17 protein-coding genes are annotated in these 17622 nt (G+C 64.1%); 2 read left to right on the top strand and 15 right to left on the bottom strand.

Annotation, left to right across the window (positions count from 1 at the left end; translation table 11 throughout):
- Nucleotides 1–5: 5 nt before the first annotated feature.
- From D8W71_RS16340 to D8W71_RS16330, 3 genes are read right to left on the bottom strand one after another with little or no spacing between them, the layout of a single operon-like run.
- Nucleotides 6–644 carry a hypothetical protein gene (locus tag D8W71_RS16340; protein ID WP_121114786.1) on the bottom strand — a complete coding sequence of 213 codons (639 nt, stop codon included), beginning with the start codon at nucleotides 642–644 and terminating at the stop codon, nucleotides 6–8.
- On the bottom strand, nucleotides 634–1905 hold the full coding sequence (gene hisS / locus D8W71_RS16335) for a histidine--tRNA ligase (RefSeq protein WP_121119351.1): 1272 nt from the start codon (nucleotides 1903–1905) through the stop codon (nucleotides 634–636). Before hisS ends, D8W71_RS16340 begins: the two co-directional genes overlap by 11 nt.
- A 2-nt stretch (nucleotides 1906–1907) precedes the next feature.
- Nucleotides 1908–2600, bottom strand: coding sequence for an MBL fold metallo-hydrolase (locus tag D8W71_RS16330; RefSeq protein WP_121114784.1), 693 nt, complete (start codon nucleotides 2598–2600; stop codon nucleotides 1908–1910).
- Between the two features lie 218 nt (nucleotides 2601–2818).
- Between D8W71_RS16330 and D8W71_RS16325 the strand changes: the two genes are divergently transcribed.
- Nucleotides 2819–3679, top strand: coding sequence for a peptidylprolyl isomerase (locus D8W71_RS16325; RefSeq protein WP_121114782.1), 861 nt, complete (start codon nucleotides 2819–2821; stop codon nucleotides 3677–3679).
- Nucleotides 3679–4461 (top strand): peptidylprolyl isomerase, encoded by a 783-nt coding sequence (locus tag D8W71_RS16320; protein ID WP_121114778.1) that lies wholly within the window; start codon nucleotides 3679–3681, stop codon nucleotides 4459–4461. Before D8W71_RS16325 ends, D8W71_RS16320 begins: the two co-directional genes overlap by 1 nt.
- Nucleotides 4462–4523: 62 nt before the next feature.
- On the opposite strand, the gene D8W71_RS16315 is transcribed toward D8W71_RS16320, so the two are convergent.
- The 12 genes from D8W71_RS16315 to D8W71_RS16260 form a co-directional block, all read right to left on the bottom strand.
- A complete protein-coding gene (locus tag D8W71_RS16315) occupies nucleotides 4524–6821 on the bottom strand; it encodes a RelA/SpoT family protein (RefSeq protein ID WP_236078020.1) in 2298 nt (765 codons plus the stop codon).
- 154 nt (nucleotides 6822–6975) lie between these two features.
- Nucleotides 6976–7539 (bottom strand): adenine phosphoribosyltransferase, encoded by a 564-nt coding sequence (locus tag D8W71_RS16310; protein WP_201265104.1) that lies wholly within the window; start codon nucleotides 7537–7539, stop codon nucleotides 6976–6978.
- Nucleotides 7521–9224 (bottom strand): ABC transporter substrate-binding protein, encoded by a 1704-nt coding sequence (locus tag D8W71_RS16305; RefSeq protein ID WP_121114772.1) that lies wholly within the window; start codon nucleotides 9222–9224, stop codon nucleotides 7521–7523. Before D8W71_RS16305 ends, D8W71_RS16310 begins: the two co-directional genes overlap by 19 nt.
- Nucleotides 9224–10423: a protein translocase subunit SecF gene (gene secF / locus D8W71_RS16300; RefSeq protein ID WP_121114770.1), complete on the bottom strand. Its 1200-nt coding sequence runs from the start codon at nucleotides 10421–10423 to the stop codon at nucleotides 9224–9226. Before secF ends, D8W71_RS16305 begins: the two co-directional genes overlap by 1 nt.
- Before the next feature lies 1 nt (nucleotide 10424).
- Nucleotides 10425–12185, bottom strand: coding sequence for a protein translocase subunit SecD (gene secD / locus D8W71_RS16295; RefSeq protein WP_201265103.1), 1761 nt, complete (start codon nucleotides 12183–12185; stop codon nucleotides 10425–10427).
- Between the two features lie 151 nt (nucleotides 12186–12336).
- Complete coding sequence (gene yajC / locus D8W71_RS16290; RefSeq protein WP_121114766.1) at nucleotides 12337–12744, bottom strand: preprotein translocase subunit YajC; 408 nt, start codon at nucleotides 12742–12744, stop codon at nucleotides 12337–12339.
- Nucleotides 12745–12871: 127 nt separating this feature from the next.
- Entirely contained in the window at nucleotides 12872–13948 is a 1077-nt protein-coding gene (gene ruvB / locus D8W71_RS16285; protein ID WP_121114764.1) for a Holliday junction branch migration DNA helicase RuvB, read from the bottom strand.
- The gene (ruvA, locus tag D8W71_RS16280) at nucleotides 13945–14553 is read right to left on the bottom strand and encodes a Holliday junction branch migration protein RuvA (protein WP_121114762.1); all 609 of its coding nucleotides are present in this window, start codon (nucleotides 14551–14553) and stop codon (nucleotides 13945–13947) included. The genes ruvB and ruvA overlap by 4 nt, the downstream gene beginning before the upstream one ends.
- The gene (ruvC, locus tag D8W71_RS16275; RefSeq protein WP_121114760.1) at nucleotides 14550–15179 is read right to left on the bottom strand and encodes a crossover junction endodeoxyribonuclease RuvC; all 630 of its coding nucleotides are present in this window, start codon (nucleotides 15177–15179) and stop codon (nucleotides 14550–14552) included. Before ruvC ends, ruvA begins: the two co-directional genes overlap by 4 nt.
- A 90-nt stretch (nucleotides 15180–15269) precedes the next feature.
- The gene (locus D8W71_RS16270) at nucleotides 15270–16025 is read right to left on the bottom strand and encodes a YebC/PmpR family DNA-binding transcriptional regulator (RefSeq protein ID WP_121114758.1); all 756 of its coding nucleotides are present in this window, start codon (nucleotides 16023–16025) and stop codon (nucleotides 15270–15272) included.
- An 86-nt stretch (nucleotides 16026–16111) separates the two neighbouring features.
- Complete coding sequence (gene pdxT / locus D8W71_RS16265; RefSeq protein ID WP_121114756.1) at nucleotides 16112–16717, bottom strand: pyridoxal 5'-phosphate synthase glutaminase subunit PdxT; 606 nt, start codon at nucleotides 16715–16717, stop codon at nucleotides 16112–16114.
- On the bottom strand, nucleotides 16714–17565 hold the full coding sequence (locus D8W71_RS16260; protein ID WP_121114754.1) for an acyl-CoA thioesterase: 852 nt from the start codon (nucleotides 17563–17565) through the stop codon (nucleotides 16714–16716). The genes pdxT and D8W71_RS16260 overlap by 4 nt, the downstream gene beginning before the upstream one ends.
- Nucleotides 17566–17622 lie beyond the last annotated feature (57 nt).

The following is a 17622-nucleotide window of genomic DNA, read 5'->3' as shown; positions in this document are numbered from 1 at the left end:
GAAAGTCAGTTCGTCAGCGCTGCGACTTCTCCGTCGGTCAGGGTCGCGAGCGGTGTGCGACCAGCATCCCTGACCAACTGCGCCGCCCGATACAACGGTCGTTCGTCGAGCCCTGCGTCGCGCGCCTCGGCCTTCAGCTGATCGACGAGTACCGACGCGATCGCCGCCGCAGGCACCAGCTCGCTCGTCCACAATGCGTCGGCGAGGCGGCGCAGTGACAGGATCGGCAATTCGCGGCCCCCGCCGTTGGTGTACAGGGCGAGTGCGATCGTGGCCCTGGTTGCACCGTCGTACAGGCGCAGCGAGATCTGATCGATTCGTGCCGTCCTGACCTGGACCTCGGCAGAGACCAACGACGACACCTCGACCTTCTTGGTACGAAATCCACCTCGGGTGTGGATCACGTTGCCGACCAGCCACGTACGACGCCGAAGACCGATCCACGCCGAGCCCGCCGTTGGCACCGCGACGACCAGGCCCAGAACAACGGCCACGGTCGGGGGGAGGAAGAAGCTCGCGATCACGGCGAGCAGAATTCCCACGACGATCGCGCCGACAGCAACCTTCCGCAAGCGCGGGGCGACCAGCTCGATCGGAATCAAATCCAATTCGACGCGGTCGTCCGACGCACCGTCAGCCGGCAAGGTGCCCCTCCAAGTACGACACGACCTCGGTCAGCGCCACGGCGGCCTGCTCCCCCGTCGACAGTTCTTTGACCACGACGTTGCCGTCGGCCAACTCCTTGTCTCCCAGTACCAGGGCGTACTGAGCACCCGACCTGTCGGCCGCCTTCATAGCGCCCTTGACACCGCGGTTGCCGTACGCGAGGTCGACGCTGATTCCCTTGGCGCGCAAGGCGCCTGCGAGGGCAACGATCTTCGCTTTCGCATCGTTTCCGAGCGGCACCCCGAACACGGCGCACCGGGCCGCAGTTCCTGCCGATTTACCCTCGGCTGCCAATGCCAGGATGGTGCGGTCGACGCCGAGCCCGAAGCCGATGCCGGACAGTTCCTGGCCGCCGAGCTGGGCCATCAACCCGTCGTACCGGCCACCACCGCCGATTCCCGACTGTGCACCGAGCCCGTCGTGGACGAATTCGAATGTCGTCTTCGTGTAGTAGTCGAGGCCGCGCACCATGCGCGGATTGACGACGTATGCGACGTTCAACGCGTCGAGGTGTCCGAGAACCTCGTCGAAGTGCGCTTTTGCGGTATCCGACAGGTGATCGAGCATCAGCGGCGCGTCCGCAGTCATCTCGCGCACCTCGGGCCGTTTGTCGTCGAGTACCCGCAATGGGTTGATCTCGGCCCGCGTGCGTGTCTCTTCGTCCAGCGGCAACGCGAACAGGAACTCCTGGAGGCGTTCACGATATTGAGGCCGGCACGTGTCGTCACCGAGTGAGGTGATCTCCAGCCGAAAGTCGGTGAGCCCCAGACTACGAAATCCGGTGTCCGCGACCGCTATCACCTCGGCATCCAGAGCGGGGTCGTCGACGCCTATGGCTTCGACGCCGACCTGTTGCAGCTGGCGGTAGCGTCCGGCCTGCGGGCGCTCGTATCGGAAGAACGGCCCCGCATAGGCAAGTTTGACGGGAAGCGCGCCGCGGTCGAGACCGTGCTCTATGACAGCACGCATCACGCCCGCCGTTCCCTCGGGACGCAGTGTCACCGAGCGGTCACCACGGTCGGCGAACGTGTACATCTCTTTGCTGACCACGTCCGTCGACTCGCCGACCCCGCGTGCGAACAACCCCGTGTCCTCGAAGATCGGGAGTTCTATGTGTCCGTACCCGGCGTTCCGAGCAGCGGACAGAAGTCCCTCTCGCACAGCGACGAATTCCGCAGAATTCGGCGGAAAGTAATCGGGGATGCCCTTGGGCGCGGAGAACGTACTCGGCTTGCTCACGGTCACAGCTTTCCTTGTTCGGGGTCCGAGAGTCCAACGAGAAACGGATTGGACGCGCGCTCGGCTCCGATCGAACTTCGGCCGCCGTGCCCGGGCAGAACCACGGTGTCGTCGGCGAGAGGCAACAGCGAAGACGCGATCGACCGCAACAGCTGCTCGTGGTTACCGCCGGGCAGATCGGTACGCCCGATCGAGCCGGCGAACAGTGTGTCGCCCGTCAATGCAATGGCGATGGGACCGTCCGGAGTGTCGACATCGACCGTGAAAACGACCGAGCCCTGGGTGTGGCCGGGCGTATGAACGACGCCGAACGTGATCCCGGCCAGTTCGATCGAAGCTCCGCCGACGAGCTCCTCGACCAGTTCCGGTTCGGAGAACGTGGTGTCCCCCAGCAGCGCGGCAAGCGCAGGTCCTGTCCCCTTGACCGGATCCGACAGCATGTAACGGTCCTCGGCGTGGATGTACGCAGGAATGCCGAACTTCTCGCACACCGGTTCGACCGACCACGTGTGATCGAGATGCCCGTGTGTCAGGAGCACCGCGGTTGGGCTCACCCCCGACTCGCTCAAGAAACGGTAGAGCGGCTCGGTCGCATCCTGACCGGGGTCGACGATCACACATTGGTCCGCCCCGTCGTGGGCCAGCACATAACAGTTCGTTTGGAACATTCCCGCCGGGAATCCGGTGACGAGCACAGCTGCAGCTCCTAATTCGGTACGGCAAGGTCTTCGACAGGATAGTTGCACCCCGCGACGCTGCATGTCGCCAGCATCCCGGCAGGCGCACTAGGGAGATGCCCGTCAGAATGCTCTCAGGATGTAATGGCACACTCACTCACGGCCGGTCACGGCCGTCGAGCAGCCGGATCGATCTCCACCGGAGTCGATCCTGGACGAGCAGGAGGACACGTCAATTGCCCAGCAACGAGCAGCGGCGCGAGGCAGCGAAGAGGAAGCTCGAACGTCAACTCGCACGTCGATCCGAACGAGCCAAGAAGCGTAAACAGCTGACCATCGCCGGATCCGTGCTGGGTCTCGTGGTCGTGGTCGGTGCGGTCGCGGTGGTGTTCGCTCTCACCCGGGGCTCCGACGACGCCGAGAACACGGCATCGGGCGCGACGCCGAACGGCGACACGCTGATTGCCGACGGCCGAGCCGAGGCGCTGCCCGAGACCGTCGATTGCGCTTATCCCGCGTCGCCCCAGCCTGCGGCGAAAGAGAACACTCCCCCTCGTACGGACGGTGTTCCGACGAGCGACGAGGCCCTCAGCTACAGCATGAGTACGACCCAGGGAAACATCGGGCTCACGCTCGACAATCCACAGTCGCCGTGCACGGTCAACAGTTTCGTGTCCCTGGCCAACCAGGGCTACTACGACGGCACCCAATGCCACCGTCTGACGACCGGCGCTTCCCTGCAGGTGCTGCAGTGCGGCGATCCGGCCGGTAATGGAATGGGCGGCCCCGGCTACCAGTTCGCCGACGAGTTCCCGGCCGACCAGTACGCGGAGGGCGACCCGGCTGCCGAAGAGCCGATCGCGTATCCACGTGGCACGATCGCGATGGCGAATGCCGGGCCCGGAACGAACGGGAGCCAATTCTTCCTCGTCTACGGTGACTCCACACTTCCACCTGCGTACACCGTGTTCGGCACGATCGACGAGACCGGCCTCGAGACCTTGGACAAGGTCGCAGCAGGTGGCGTCGAGGGCGGCGGGGCCGACGGCAAGCCTGCACTCCCTGTCGACATCACCACTATGGTGAGCGATCTCTGATGCGGACGACGGCACTTCTCGTCACCGCAGCGGCAGCCGGGTTGATGCTGGCCGGGTGCTCGTCCACGACCTCGGACACACCCCAGCCTGCGGCGTCGACCACGTCGAGTGCGGCAACCACCACACAAGCGCAGCCTCTCGATCTCAGCCGGTTCGGTGCATTGCCGGCCGTACCAGCATCAGAAGCGTCGACGACGTCCTGTGCGTACCCCACGGCGACCCCAGCGATCAGAGAGAACACTGCGCCCCAGGAAACTGATGTGTCGACGGTCGGCACGGCCCAGGTGGCGCTGACAACGAGCCAGGGACCGATCGGACTGACACTGGACCGCGCCGAAGCACCATGCACTGTGAACAGCTTCGTATCGCTGTCCTCGCAAGGCTACTTCGACGACACGATCTGCCACCGTCTCACGACAACCGAGGGGCTGCAGGTTTTGCAGTGCGGTGACCCGTCCGGCAAAGGCAACCGTGGCCCTGGCTACGAATTCGCCAACGAGTACCCGACAACCGCGTATGCCGTCGACGACCCGGCAGCCTCCAGTCCGGTCGTGTACCCGCGCGGAACAGTGGCTATGGCGAACGCAGGCCCCGACACCAACGGCAGCCAGTTCTTCCTGGTCTACGCGGACTCTGTCTTACCTCCGCAGTACACGGTGTTCGGCACCATCGACGATGCTGGCCTGGCCACTCTCGACGCAGTCGCGGCCGCCGGTGTCTCGACGCCGGGGAACGATGGGCTTCCCAACGCATCGGTAGTCATCCAGACGGCGACCTCCTAGCTGTCTCCATGTGAACGGAAATACACAGCGGGCTGTGTATTTCCGTTCACATGGTTCGACGGTCAGGCCGCGGAGGTCAACCGATACACGTCGTACACGCCTTCGACATTGCGCACGACGTTGAGGACGTGCCCCAGGTGCTTGGGGTCACCCATCTCGAAGGTGAACTTGCTGATCGCCACGCGGTCGCCCGAAGTAGCGACCGACGCGGACAAGATGTTGACCTTCTCGTCGGCGAGTGCCTTGGTGACGTCGGACAGCAAGCGGTGCCGATCGAGTGCTTCGATCTGGATCGCCACCAAAAACACCGAGGACGCGGACGGCGCCCACTCGACATCGATGAACCGCTCGGACTGCTCGCCGAGCGAGGTCGCGTTGGTGCAGTCGGTGCGGTGCACGCTGACCGAACCGCCACGGGTGACGAACCCGAGGATTTCGTCACCCGGAACCGGTGTGCAGCACTTCGCCAACTTGGCAACGACGCCTTCGGTACCGGACACCAGAACGCCCGCGTCGCCGACCTGGCGTGGACGTGTCGGAATGGTGGACGGAGTCGAACGCTCGGCCAATTCCTCCTCGACGTCGCCGACGCCGCCGAGGTGAGCCACCAACCGCTGCACGACGTGCTGCGCCGAAACATGACTCTCGCCGACCGCGGTGTACAGCGCGGACACGTCGACGTATCGAAGCTCGTGCGCGATCGTCGACATCGACTCCGCGTTCATCAGTCGTTGTAGAGGTAGACCGCCCCGCCGGACTTCCTTGGCGATGGCGTCCTTGCCCGCTTCGAGCGCTTCCTCTCGGCGCTCCTTGGCAAACCACTGCCGGATCTTTGTCTTCGCGCGTGGTGAGACGACGAAACCCTGCCAGTCCCTGCTCGGCCCTGCGGTGACGGCCTTCGAGGTGAACACCTCGACGACCTCGCCGTTGTCGAGCGTGCGTTCGAGTGCAACGAGCCTTCCGTTGACCCTGGCGCCGATGCAGCGGTGCCCGACTTCGGTGTGTACGGCGTAGGCGAAGTCGACGGGGCACGAACCAGCGGGAAGCGTCACGACGTCGCCCTTGGGCGTGAACACGAAGATCTCTTTGACTGCGAGGTCGTACCGCAACGACTCGAGGAACTCCCCCGGATCCGCAGCCTCCCGCTGCCAGTCGAGAAGTTGACGCATCCACGCCATGTCGTCGACTTCGGCGTTGTCGTTGCCGTGCTTGCCGCGGGTTTCCTTGTAACGCCAGTGCGCTGCGATTCCGAACTCTGCCGTCCGGTGCATGTCTCGCGTCCGGATCTGTACCTCGAGAGGCTTCCCTTCAGGACCGACCACGGTGGTGTGCAACGACTGATAGACCCCGTAACGAGGCTGCGCGATGTAGTCCTTGAATCGGCCGGCCATCGGCTGCCACAAAGAATGTACGACGCCGACTGCCGCGTAACAGTCGCGAATCTCGTCGCACAGGATGCGCACTCCGACGAGGTCATGGATATCGTCGAAATCGCGGCCCTTGACGATCATTTTTTGATAGATCGACCAGTAGTGTTTCGGTCTGCCTTCGACCACTGCGTTGATGCGCGACGCGGACAGCGATGCGTTGATCTCGACCCTGACCTTTTCCAGGTAGGTGTCTCTCGACGGAGCTCGATCGGCGACGAGTCGGACGATCTCGTCGTACTTCTTCGGATGCAGGATTGCGAAGGCCAGGTCCTCGAGCTCCCACTTGACGGTCGCCATTCCGAGGCGATGAGCGAGCGGCGCAATGACTTCCAGGGTTTCCTTTGCCTTCCGCGCCTGCTTCTCGGGTGGCAGGAAACGCATCGTGCGCATGTTGTGCAGGCGGTCGGCCACCTTGATGACCAGTACCCGCGGGTCGCGAGCCATCGCGATGATCATCTTGCGGATCGTCTCGCCCTCGGCGGCTGTGCCGAGAACCACTTTGTCGAGTTTGGTGACTCCGTCGACGAGGTGCGCGACCTCTTCACCGAACTCCTCGGTCAGCTGCGCCAACGAGTAACCGGTGTCCTCCACCGTGTCGTGCAACAGCGCGGCGACGAGAGTCGTCGTGTCCATCCCGAGCTCGGCGAGAATGTTGGCAACCGCAAGAGGGTGGGTGATGTACGGATCGCCCGACTTGCGCATCTGCGTCGCATGTCGCTCGTCGGCGACATCGTACGCACGTTGCAACAGCGCGAGATCGGCCTTCGGATACAGCTCACGATGCAGGCTCACCAACGGTTCCAACACCGGTTTCACCGCGGCGTTGCGCCCGGCGGTGATTCGACGAGCGAGCCGCGCACGCACACGCCTCGATGCCGACGTGGGAACCGTCGGGACAGCTTCCCGTTCGGTGACGGGCGCTGGTTCCACCGCTTGTTCGACGGTGGTGTCCGCGTCTGTCTGCGATGCGGGACGGTCCGGCAAGGGTTGGTCGACGTAACGGGTCACAGTGATCGCCTCCTGCCGCAGTAGCTGCTCTGGCCCAGGTGCCGAGAACGACTTCAGTATCGTTCGACTTTAGTCCTCATACCTGCCTGAGGCAGACGACCGGGTAGCCGACGCACTTGGCTCTGCCCCCGAGCGCCGTGATCTCGAGCGCGAAAGCAGCTCCTACTACTTCTGCTCCGCGCGACCGGATCAGTTCCACCGTGGCAGCGGCGGTGCCGCCGGTGGCCAGGACATCGTCCACGACCAAGACCTTGCGACCGGAAACATCGATGTCCTCGGGGATTTCGAGTTCCGCCGAACCGTATTCCAGTTGGTAGCTCTGCGACACGACCGGCGGTGGCAGCTTTCCCGCTTTCCGCACAGCGAGCACGCCGGTTCCCAGAGCCAGCGCAACGCCCGCCCCGAGTAGGAACCCGCGCGCATCGATACCCGCGACCAGATCGGCCCCGGTCCCGCCGGAGGCAAGAGCGTCGACGACGCTGGACAGCCCCTCGGCATCGGCGAAGACCGGAGTCAGGTCGGCGAATCGAACGCCGTCGACCGGAAAGTCGTCTGCCCATCGAACGAGGCGGTCGATGTTTCTCGACGCAGCGCTGACAAGTTCGGCCTCGGAGTGTCTGCTCACCGGTGCAGTATCCATCGATCCATGTTCCATCCCGCACCCGAGACCGTCGGATTGGCCACCACGTTGTCCATACCCTCCGACGAGACAAGCGCGCGAGGCTGATTGAACAGCGGAACGGACGGCATTTCCTGCCATAGGATGCGCTCGCCTTCGGTGGCGACCGACAACGCTGTGGCGTCGTTCGTGTCGACTGCGAGTTGGCCCACTATGGCGTCGATTCGCCCGTTGTCGTATCCCCCGACGTTGCTTCCGACGCCGCTGTGCAGGCTGTACCTCGCAGCCTCGTCGGACACGGCCCCCGCGGCCCCGGACGCCGATGCCGTCGAACCGAGTACTGCGTCGACCGCGCCTGCACGCAGCGCCGTCGGGCCGAACTGCGGTGACCCGGCGTCTTCGACGGTTATCCCCGCCGGCGCGCATGCTGCGGCGATATCGGCGACGATGCTGGCACGCCGTGTGTCAGGAGCGAGATAACCGATCCGTACTACGAGCCCTGCGCCGTCCAATTCCGCGGACGCGGCTGCCGTGTCCGGCTGGCGGTACCGACCTTCGGCCGTCGCCGCGACCGGGGCGTACAACAACGTGTTGGGTTGCACCAGACGCGAATCCACAGGGCCGGACCCGATTCCTGCGGTCTTGTCGTACCCAGCGTGTCCGAAATCCTCGAAGAGGGATTCTCGTGGAGTGCACAACGCCAATGCCCGGCGCGACGCGGAGGACGCGAGCGCGCCGCTCGTGGCCAGAGTCAGCTGTTCCACACCGTGCGACGGATAGTCGAGCTGGTCGAAACCCTCGGAGGGAACCGCGGCACCCGCGCCCTGGTCGATTACTTCGACGTCTCCCGACTCGGCCTTCGCAAGAGTGTCGGCGCCCTTGGGCCACACGACGATACGTTCGGTCTCCGGCGGAACGCCCCACCACGTTTCGTTGGCGACGAGTACGAGCCCGCCGTCCTCGGTGTACGAGTCGACGCGGTACGGCCCGTTGGACGGCAGAAGCGAGAGATCCACCTGCCCAGGCGTCAGGTTCCATCCGTTGTTCCAGAAATCCGCGATGCGGCCCACTGCGGCGAGATCACCCGTCCGGATGGGGTCGACCACATTGGGGACGTTCGCGACGCGGGCCGCCACGTGTGCAGGCAACAGATCGGTCGCACCGAACAGGCTTCGCCAACCTTCGTAGCTGCGACCGGCCCGGAAGACGACGGTGGCGTTCTTGCTCCCGGATTCGCAGTCCACCCGCTCGATGTCCGAGTACCCCGCAGACGACGCGGAGTCGAAGAGCGGAACCCCCTGCGGCCCAGCAATGAACGTGCCGTTGTTCGCCGCCCAGGTGAGGACGAGGTCGTCGCACGTCATGGGAACGCCGTCGGAGTAGGTTGCCTGCGGCGCGATGGTGTACGCGACCGTCAGTACATCCCCTGGTATCGCTGCGAATCCACCGATGTCGTTGTCCGCGAGCGATTCTCCCTCAGGCCCCAGATAGCTGAATCCGGTCTGAACGCGCGGGAACACTTGCTTGGCCGCGGACGCGGCGCCGTCGACAGTTTGTGCGTTGTACGTCGTCAACGCATTGTCGACGCCGAACCCGATGGACGGCACTTGGTCCTCCGGCGTCGAACACCCCACGAGAGTGCAGGCTGCGACGACGGCAACCAGTCCGGTTGCCGTCGCCGAGGTCCGAGCTACGCGGGCACTCATCAGCGCCTCTTCTTGGCGCGCTTCCCGGTCGGCCGCGAGCCGACCCGAGGCGTCACAGGGGCGTCGGGGGATGTCGACGATCCGGCTGCGACATAGCCGGCGCCGCCGACTCGATTCGCTGCTTCGGCCCGCTTGGCCAACACCTTCTTGGTATGGACGGCGACGGGGCCCCACTTTTCCTTGATCGTGACGAGGAGCGGAGTGGCGAAGAAGATCGACGAGTATGCACCGACGATCATTCCGACGAGCTGGACGAGTGCGAGATCCTTGAGCGTGCCCACTCCGAGAAGCCAGACAGCGACGACCATCAGGGCCAACACCGGAAGCACTCCGATGACGGTGGTGTTGATCGATCGCATCAGGGTCTGGTTCACGGCGAGGTTTGCCTGCTCGCCGTAGGTCTTTCGATTCAGGTGCAGGATTCCGCGAGTGTTCTCCTCGACCTTGTCGAATACCACGACGGAGTCGTACAGAGAGAAACCGAGAATGGTGAGCAGTCCGATCACCGTGGCCGGGGTGACCTCGAATCCGACCAACGAGTAGACGCCCGCGGTGACCAGGAGGTCGAAGAACAATGCGGCCAACGCGGCGGCCGCCATGTCACGTTCGTATCGGATCGCGATGTAGATGCTGACGATCACGAGGAACACCACGAGGGCGATCAGCGCCTTCTGGGTGATCTGGCCACCCCAGGTTTCGCTGACGTCGGAGAAGCTGATTGCGTTCGGCGTGGCGGTGCCAGTGTTGTCTACCGGCTGGAACGCGCCGAAAAGTGCGTCACGGACCTGATCGACCTGACCGGCGTCGAGTGCCTCGGATCGAACCTGAACGGTGGCCGCGGCGCCTGATCCGACTGTCTGCACGGCTTCCGGCCCGAAACCGAGAGTGTCGGTGAAGACTGTTTCCACCTGCTCGGACGTCACGTTGTCCGACGCCGGAACCTGAATCTTGGTCCCGCCCTCGAAGTCGATACCGAGGGTGAATCCACGGAACACCATGCTCAGCAAGCAGATGAGCACGATGACGCCGGTCAACCCGTAGTAGAACCGCCTACGACCGACCACTTCGAATGCGCCGGTTCCCGTGTACAGGCGCGAAAGCCAGCTGTGCTTGGGCTGCGAACTCTGATCGACGCCGGAATCCTCCAGCAGTGTCGAGCCCGCGCTGGTTCCATCCGTGTTCGGTGAAGATTCGGTCATCTCAAGCCCCCTTCGACGGCGCATCGAGTGCCGCCTTGCTCACGACGGTGCGTGCAGCAGTGCGTCTGCGTTCCTGTGCGATCTGCGCGACAGCGCCCAGCCCGTTCACTCCCGGTTTCGACCAGAACTTGGACTTCGACGCGATGTGTACGAGAGGCCACGTCACGAGGAACACGACGAGCACGTCGAGGACGGTCGTGAGGCCGAGCGTGAAGGCAAAGCCTTGCACCTGGCCAGCAGCGAGAACGTAGAGAACTGCAGCGGCAATGAAACTGACCGCGTTGCCGGACAGAATCGTCTTGCGGGCACGCGTCCAACCACGTGGAACTGCCGACCTGAAGCTGCGACCCTCGCGAATCTCGTCTTTGATGCGCTCGAAGAACACGACGAACGAGTCGGCTGTCATACCGATGCCGATGATGAGGCCTGCAATGCCCGCGAGGTCGAGAGTGAAGCTGATCCATCTCCCCAGCAGCACCAGAATCCCGTAGACCATCGCGCCCGCAAGTACGAGCGAGAGAGCCGTCAGGAATCCGAGCGCCCGGTAATAGACGAGGCAGTACACCAGCACGAGGAGCAAGCCGATGGCGCCGGCGAGAAGTCCCGCTTCGAGCGAAGCCAGGCCCAGCGTCGCCGATACGGTCTCGGCCTCGGACGAAGCAAACGACAGCGGCAACGAGCCGTACTTCAGGGTGTTCGCCAGATCGGACGCGCCCTGCGCCGTGAACTGACCGGTGATTGAGGTGGCGCTGCCGGCGGGAGTCGCGCCCTGAATCTGGGGGGCGCTGACGACCTTCGAGTCGAGCGTGAACGCGGCCTGGCTACCGATGTTGGCGCCGGTGAACTGAGCCCAGGTGTTGCTGCCCTCGGAATCGAAACTCAGGCTCACCTCGTGGCGCGACTGCTGCGAGTTGAAGCCCGACGTGGCGTCGGCGATCTGCTGCCCGTCGATGATGCTCGGACCGAGGAGATACACGGACGTTCCGTCGGTCGAGCACGCAACGAGAGGCAGAGCTGGATCGTCGTTGCCTTGAAGTGGGTCGACCGCGTTGCAGTCGATCGTCGCGAGCGCGGCCTGCTGCACCTGCGGGTCCTCGCTCTGGCGCAGCGCTTTGGCCTCGGTGATCTGATCGGCGGCCTGCTCGGCGTCGGAACCTGCCGGCTCCTCGTTTGCGGGTGTCTCGGCTGCCGGAGTAGCGGCGGGGTTCTCTGCGCCGGGCGTCGGATCGACAGCACTGGGGTCCTGAGCCGGGAACGGTCGCGGTTGAGGAACGGTGTCTCCGCTCGGCGCAGGCGCCTCGGTGGCTGGGACGTCGGTGGCTGGGACCTCGGTGGCTGTGCCTCCCGCGGCCGGAGCCCCACCCTGGGGTGCACCCGCGGCTGGCTGAGCAGCTTGTATAACCGGACGAATAAACAGACGCGCCGTCTGACCGAGGGTCCTGGCCTGGGCGCCGTCGTCCCCGGGAACCGTGATGACCAGATTCTCTCCGTCGATCAGAACCTCTGATCCACCGACACCGAGACCATCGACACGCGTGGTGATGATCTGCTGCGCTTGGATGAGGCTCTCACGGCTCGGCGAACTGCCGTCCGGCGTGCGCGCGGTCAGCGTGACGCGGGTACCGCCCTCGAGGTCGATCCCTAGCTTCGGCTCGGGCGACTTGTCTCCGGTGAAGAAGACCAGTGCATACACGACGGCCATCAGAACGCCGAATACGGCGAGATAGCGGGATGGATGCACCGATCCGCTTGAAGGTGCCACGGTGTGTGATTCTCCTCTTGGCAGTAGACGGTGAAGCGGAAAGAAAACATGAAGACGACGCCGAGCCGATCAGGCGAAAACGGACACCTGGGCCCTCGCACGCGAAACCGCTGCCGGATCGAGTCCGACAGCGGCTGCGGTCATCTTTGTGTCACTCTTTTTCGAGGCGGCGTGCGCTCTGCTCGACGGTCTCGTCGGTGGCAGGCTGCGACGACGCGTTCTTCTCCAGAGATGGACCTGCGCCCTCGACGCCGGACAGGTCATCCGGTGCGACGAACTCGTCGATCTCGGTCGAATCTTCGCTGTCGGCCGGGAGTACCTCGCGAACGACGGCGCGCGACCAGGTGGTGATGATTCCGTCCGCGATCTCCAGATCCACGGTGTCCTCTTCGACCAGCACGACTCGGGCGTAGAGGCCGGCAGTCGTCACGACCTCGTCTCCAACCTTCAACGAGTCCTGCAGGCTCTGAGTTTCGGCAAGCACCTTCTTCTGCTTACGCACGTTGAGGAACATCGGTACGAGCAATGCCACGATCAGCAGCGGAAATAGCAGTTCCATCGTTTACGTCAGTCCTAAACAAGTGTCGGTTCTCGGTCGGTCTCGGCAGTCGAGCAGTGCCGCGCGTCCGTCCAGTGTGCCATTACCTAACCCACGATCCCCCGCGCTCCCGTCGATTATCAGCAAATTATTCGAATAACCCCTGCTGAGCCTCGTTGGTGCGTACTGAAATCCCGCCGATTGCTAGGTCGGGCGGTGGGATCAGTCCAAGGTGAGTCCATGCCGCCGCGGTCGCCACCCGGCCACGAGGCGTGCGCGCGACCATACCTGCGCGCACCAGAAACGGCTCGCACACCTCCTCCACTGTCGCGGGCTCCTCGCCCACCGCCACGGCGAGGGTCGAGACACCGACGGGACCGCCGCCGAAGCTTCTGATCAGTGCACTCAGAACCGCGCGGTCGAGGCGATCGAGGCCGAGGTGGTCCACGTCGTAGACGACGAGCGCCTCCTGGGCGGTCTTCTTGGTTACCGTGCCGTCGCCGCGCACCTCTGCGTAGTCGCGCACGCGCCGCAAGAGCCGGTTTGCGATACGCGGCGTTCCGCGCGAACGTCCTGCGATCTCCGCGCAGCCGTCCTTGTCGATAGGTACGCCGAGGATGCCTGCCGAGCGGAGAAGGATCTGTTCGAGCTCCTCGGGCTCGTAGAAATCCATGTGAGCGACGAACCCGAAGCGGTCACGCAGCGGGCCGGTGAGTGCCCCGGACCGAGTCGTGGCGCCGACGAGGGTGAACGGAGCAACTTCCAGAGGAATCGACGTCGCTCCAGGCCCCTTCCCGACGACCACGTCTACTCGAAAGTCCTCCATCGCCAGGTACAACATTTCTTCGGCGGGTCGCGCGATGCGATGAATCTCGTCGATGAACAGGACGTCGCCCTCGACCAGGTTGCTGAGCATCGCCGCCAGATCACCTGCCCGTTCGAGGGCAGGACCCGATGTGAGTCTCAATGAGGTTCCGAGTTCCTGCGCGATGATCATCGCCATCGACGTCTTGCCCAGTCCTGGAGGACCCGACATCAGGATGTGGTCGGGGGTTCCGCCGCGAAGCTTCGCGCCGGTGAGGACGAGCTGTAGTTGCTCGCGCACGCGCGGTTGTCCGATGAAGTCGGTGAGAGACTTCGGGCGCAGGCTCGTCTCGACGTCGAGGTCGTCCGCGGTGACCTCAGGGGTCACCTGCGAGTCCTCGAACCCGGGATCTTCGGTCACTTGCTCTTACCGAGGGACGCGAGAGCCGATCTCAGGGCCGCGGACGTCGAGGCGTCGGGCTGCGCCGCCAAAACGGCGTCCGTCGCATCCTCCGCCTGCTTGAGCGCGAAACCGAGACCGGTGAGTGCTTCGACGATCTGCTCCCGAACGGGATTGCCACCGGCTGCGCCGGACGGAAGCGACGTCGCCGATCCCCCACCGACGATCGCGTCGACTTTGTCGCGAAGTTCGACGACCATGCGCTCTGCGCCGCGTTTGCCGATGCCGGGCACCCGCGTGAGTGCAGTGATGTTGCTGTCGGCAAGGGCTGTCCGCAGCGCGTTCGGATCGAGTACGGCGAGCGTTGCCATCGCAATTCGGGGACCGACGCCGGATACGGTCAGCAGCAGCGAGAACAGGTCCCTCGATTCACCGTCGGCGAATCCGTAGAGGGTCATCGAGTCCTCGCGCACGATCATCGTCGTCAGCAGACGCGACTCGGAGCCTCGGCTCAATGTTCCGAGCGTCGAGGGCGTCGCGTTGATTCGATATCCGACGCCGGCTGCTTCGAGAACAACGTGATCGAGTGCGATCGTGAGGACCTCACCGCGAATGGACGCGATCACCGCAGTCCTGCCTCTCTCTTGGCCTTACTCGCTGCAGCCGTCGCGAGCTTCCGGGTTGCGGACGCCCGCGCTTTACGTTCCTCGGCTAGTCGAGCTTCGTACTTTCGCTTCTGTTCCGCGGCCATTGCTTCGGCCTGCGCCATCCTTGCGATCATCGGAGCGCGCCAGCAATGACAAATGCCCAGCGCCAACGCGTCGGCGGCGTCCGCGGGAGTCGGTGCCGTCTGTAGTCCCAGAATGCGCATCACCATCGCGGTGACCTGGGCTTTGTCCGCGCTACCGTTCCCGGTGACGGCGGCTTTCACCTCGCTGGGGGTGTGGAAGCACACATCGATGCCGCGACGAGCCGCAGCGAGCGCGATCACCCCACCGGCTTGAGCGGTGCCCATGGCGGTTCGGACGTTGTGCTGCGCGAACACGCGCTCGATGGCGACGACACTGGGCTTGTGGGTGTCCAACCAGTACTCGGCCGCCTCCGATATGCGTAGAAGACGCTGAGCAAGATCCATGTCGGCGGGGGTACGCACGACATCGACATCGAGAGCGATCACGCTGCGCCCGGCTCCGCCTTCGATCAAACTCAACCCACACCGGGTCAAGCCGGGGTCGACGCCCATCACACGCACTGTTGCGCCCCTTCCGCTTACGAACTGTTGTTCGATAGCGTAGCGGAGGGCAGGGCGGACGGGCGTCTGCGACACCCGCCCGTCAGCGCGTCAGTCTTCGTCGAGCTCGGCGAGCACCTCGTCCGACAGTTCGACGTTGGAATACACATTCTGGACGTCGTCGCTGTCCTCGAGCGCGTCGATCAATTTGAAGACTTTGCGAGCGCCTTCGGCATCGACGGGAACGCTCACCGATGCCTGAAAACTCGCTTCCGCAGAGTCGTAGTCGATACCCGCCTCCTGCAGCGCCGAGCGCACCGCGACGAGGTCGGTTGGCTCGCTGACGATCTCGAACGTGTCGCCGTTGTCGGTGACCTCCTCGGCGCCCGCGTCGAGGACTGCAAGCAGGACATCGTCCTCGCTTTGGCCGTTCTTCTCCAACGTGACGAGACCCTTGCGCGAGAACAGGTACGACACCGAACCCGGGTCGGCCATGTTGCCGCCGTTGCGCGTCATCGCGACTCGCACCTCGCCCGCCGCCCGATTACGGTTGTCCGTCAGACATTCGATGAGCACCGCGACACCGTTCGGCCCGTAACCCTCGTACATGATGGTCTGCCAATCGGCGCCACCCGTCTCTTCTCCGGCGCCGCGCTTTCGTGCACGCTCGATGTTGTCGATGGGAACCGACGTCTTCTTCGCCTTCTGAATGGCGTCGAACAGCGTGGGGTTTCCAGTCGGATCGCCACCACCGGTTCGGGCTGCCACCTCGATGTTCTTGATGAGCTTGGCAAAAGACTTACCCCGCCGGGCGTCGATCACCGCCTTCTTGTGCTTGGTGGTGGCCCATTTGGAGTGGCCGCTCATGCGATGGAGCCCCTTTCGTGCATACGACAAGTGTTCATAGTTTACGCGTGCAGTTGGCCCAACAGCTCCAGACGGCGCGCAACGTCCTAGAAGGACTTGCGAACGAGGTCAACGAATTGCTGGTGGACTCGGCGGTCACCGGTTACCTCGGGATGGAAACTGGTGGCCATGACGTTGCCCTGCCTGACCGCGACGACGCGTCCCGCGGCGGGTCCTTCCGGGACCGTGGCCAGCACCTCGACATCTGGCCCGACACGTTCGACCCACGGCGCCCGGATGAACACCGCGCGTACGGCGTCGCCTTCGATACCCGCGAACTGCAGATCGGTCTCGAACGAATCGACCTGGCGACCGAAGGCATTGCGCCGAACCGTGATGTCGAGCGCGTCGAGATGGTGGGCGTCGGGCCTGGTGTCGAGTATCTCGCCTGCGAGCAGGATCATCCCCGCGCAGGAACCGTACGCCGGCAGGCCGTCCTTCAAGCGTGCGCGCAGCGGCTCGAGCAGGTCGAACACGGTGAGCAGGTTACTCATCGTCGTCGACTCGCCTCCAGGGATGATCAGACCGTCGACTTCGTCCAGTTCCTCGGCCCGGCGCACGCTACTGCCGGCCGCTCCGCTCGATTCCAACGCCGCTAGGTGCTCCCTCACGTCGCCCTGGAGTGCCAGAACTCCGATACGCGGACTGCTCACTTGGGCACGAACGGGTCGGTGACGGTCTTGGTCGTGTCCCGCTCGATGCGCATGAGACCTTCTTGAACGACAGCGGCAACCATTCTGCCCTTCCGATCGAAGATGCGTCCCTGCGCCAGTGCGCGTCCGAAGTCCGCCGAGGGTGACGTCTGGTCGTAAAGCAACCACTCATCGGCGCGGAACGGTCGCAGGAACCAGAGAGCGTGATCGAGTGAGGCGGTTTGTGTCACGACGGACGGGTGCGGGACTTTCGCCGACCCGATCAGTGTCATGTCCGACATGTAGGCGAGTGTGCAGACGTGGAACACCTGACTGTCGGGTAGCGGATCGCGGTACCGAAACCACACCCGTTGTTGGGCGGCGAAGCTTGGATGCTTCTCGGTTTGAGCGTCCGGGATCCTCCTGATGTCCCACTCCTTCCACTCCTCGTAGAACGAGTTGTCGAAATTCGGCAGATCCCGCGGATCGGGAAGGTTTTCCGGTTCGACGACGCGCGGCATCGTGTCCTGGTGCGAGATCCCTTGGTCCTCGACGTGAAACGACGCGGACATGGTGAAGATCGCCTTGCCGTCTTGTATCCCCGTCACCCGCCGGGTGCAGAACGAACGACCGTCGCGAACCCGCTCGACCATGTACACGGTCGGTTCCGTTGGGTTCCCGGGCCGGATGAAGTATCCGTGCAACGAGTGCACTCGATACTCGTCGCCGACCGTGTTGACTGCCGATACCAGGGCCTGGCCCGCCACCTGTCCACCGAACGTGCGTTGCAACAAACTGGGAAACGTTCGACCACGAAAGATGTCGTTCTCGATGCGTTCCAGTTCGAGAATGTCCTCGATGCTGGCCATTGTTCACCTTTCTCGTCACTCGTCGTGAAGGCTAACAAGCGGGCCGCCAGGCAAGAT

This window comes from Rhodococcus sp. P1Y, from assembly GCF_003641205.1.
GTDB lineage: Bacteria > Actinomycetota > Actinomycetes > Mycobacteriales > Mycobacteriaceae > Rhodococcoides.
Note: the sequence above shows the minus strand (reverse complement) of the source record. Positions and strands in the feature narration are given on the sequence as shown.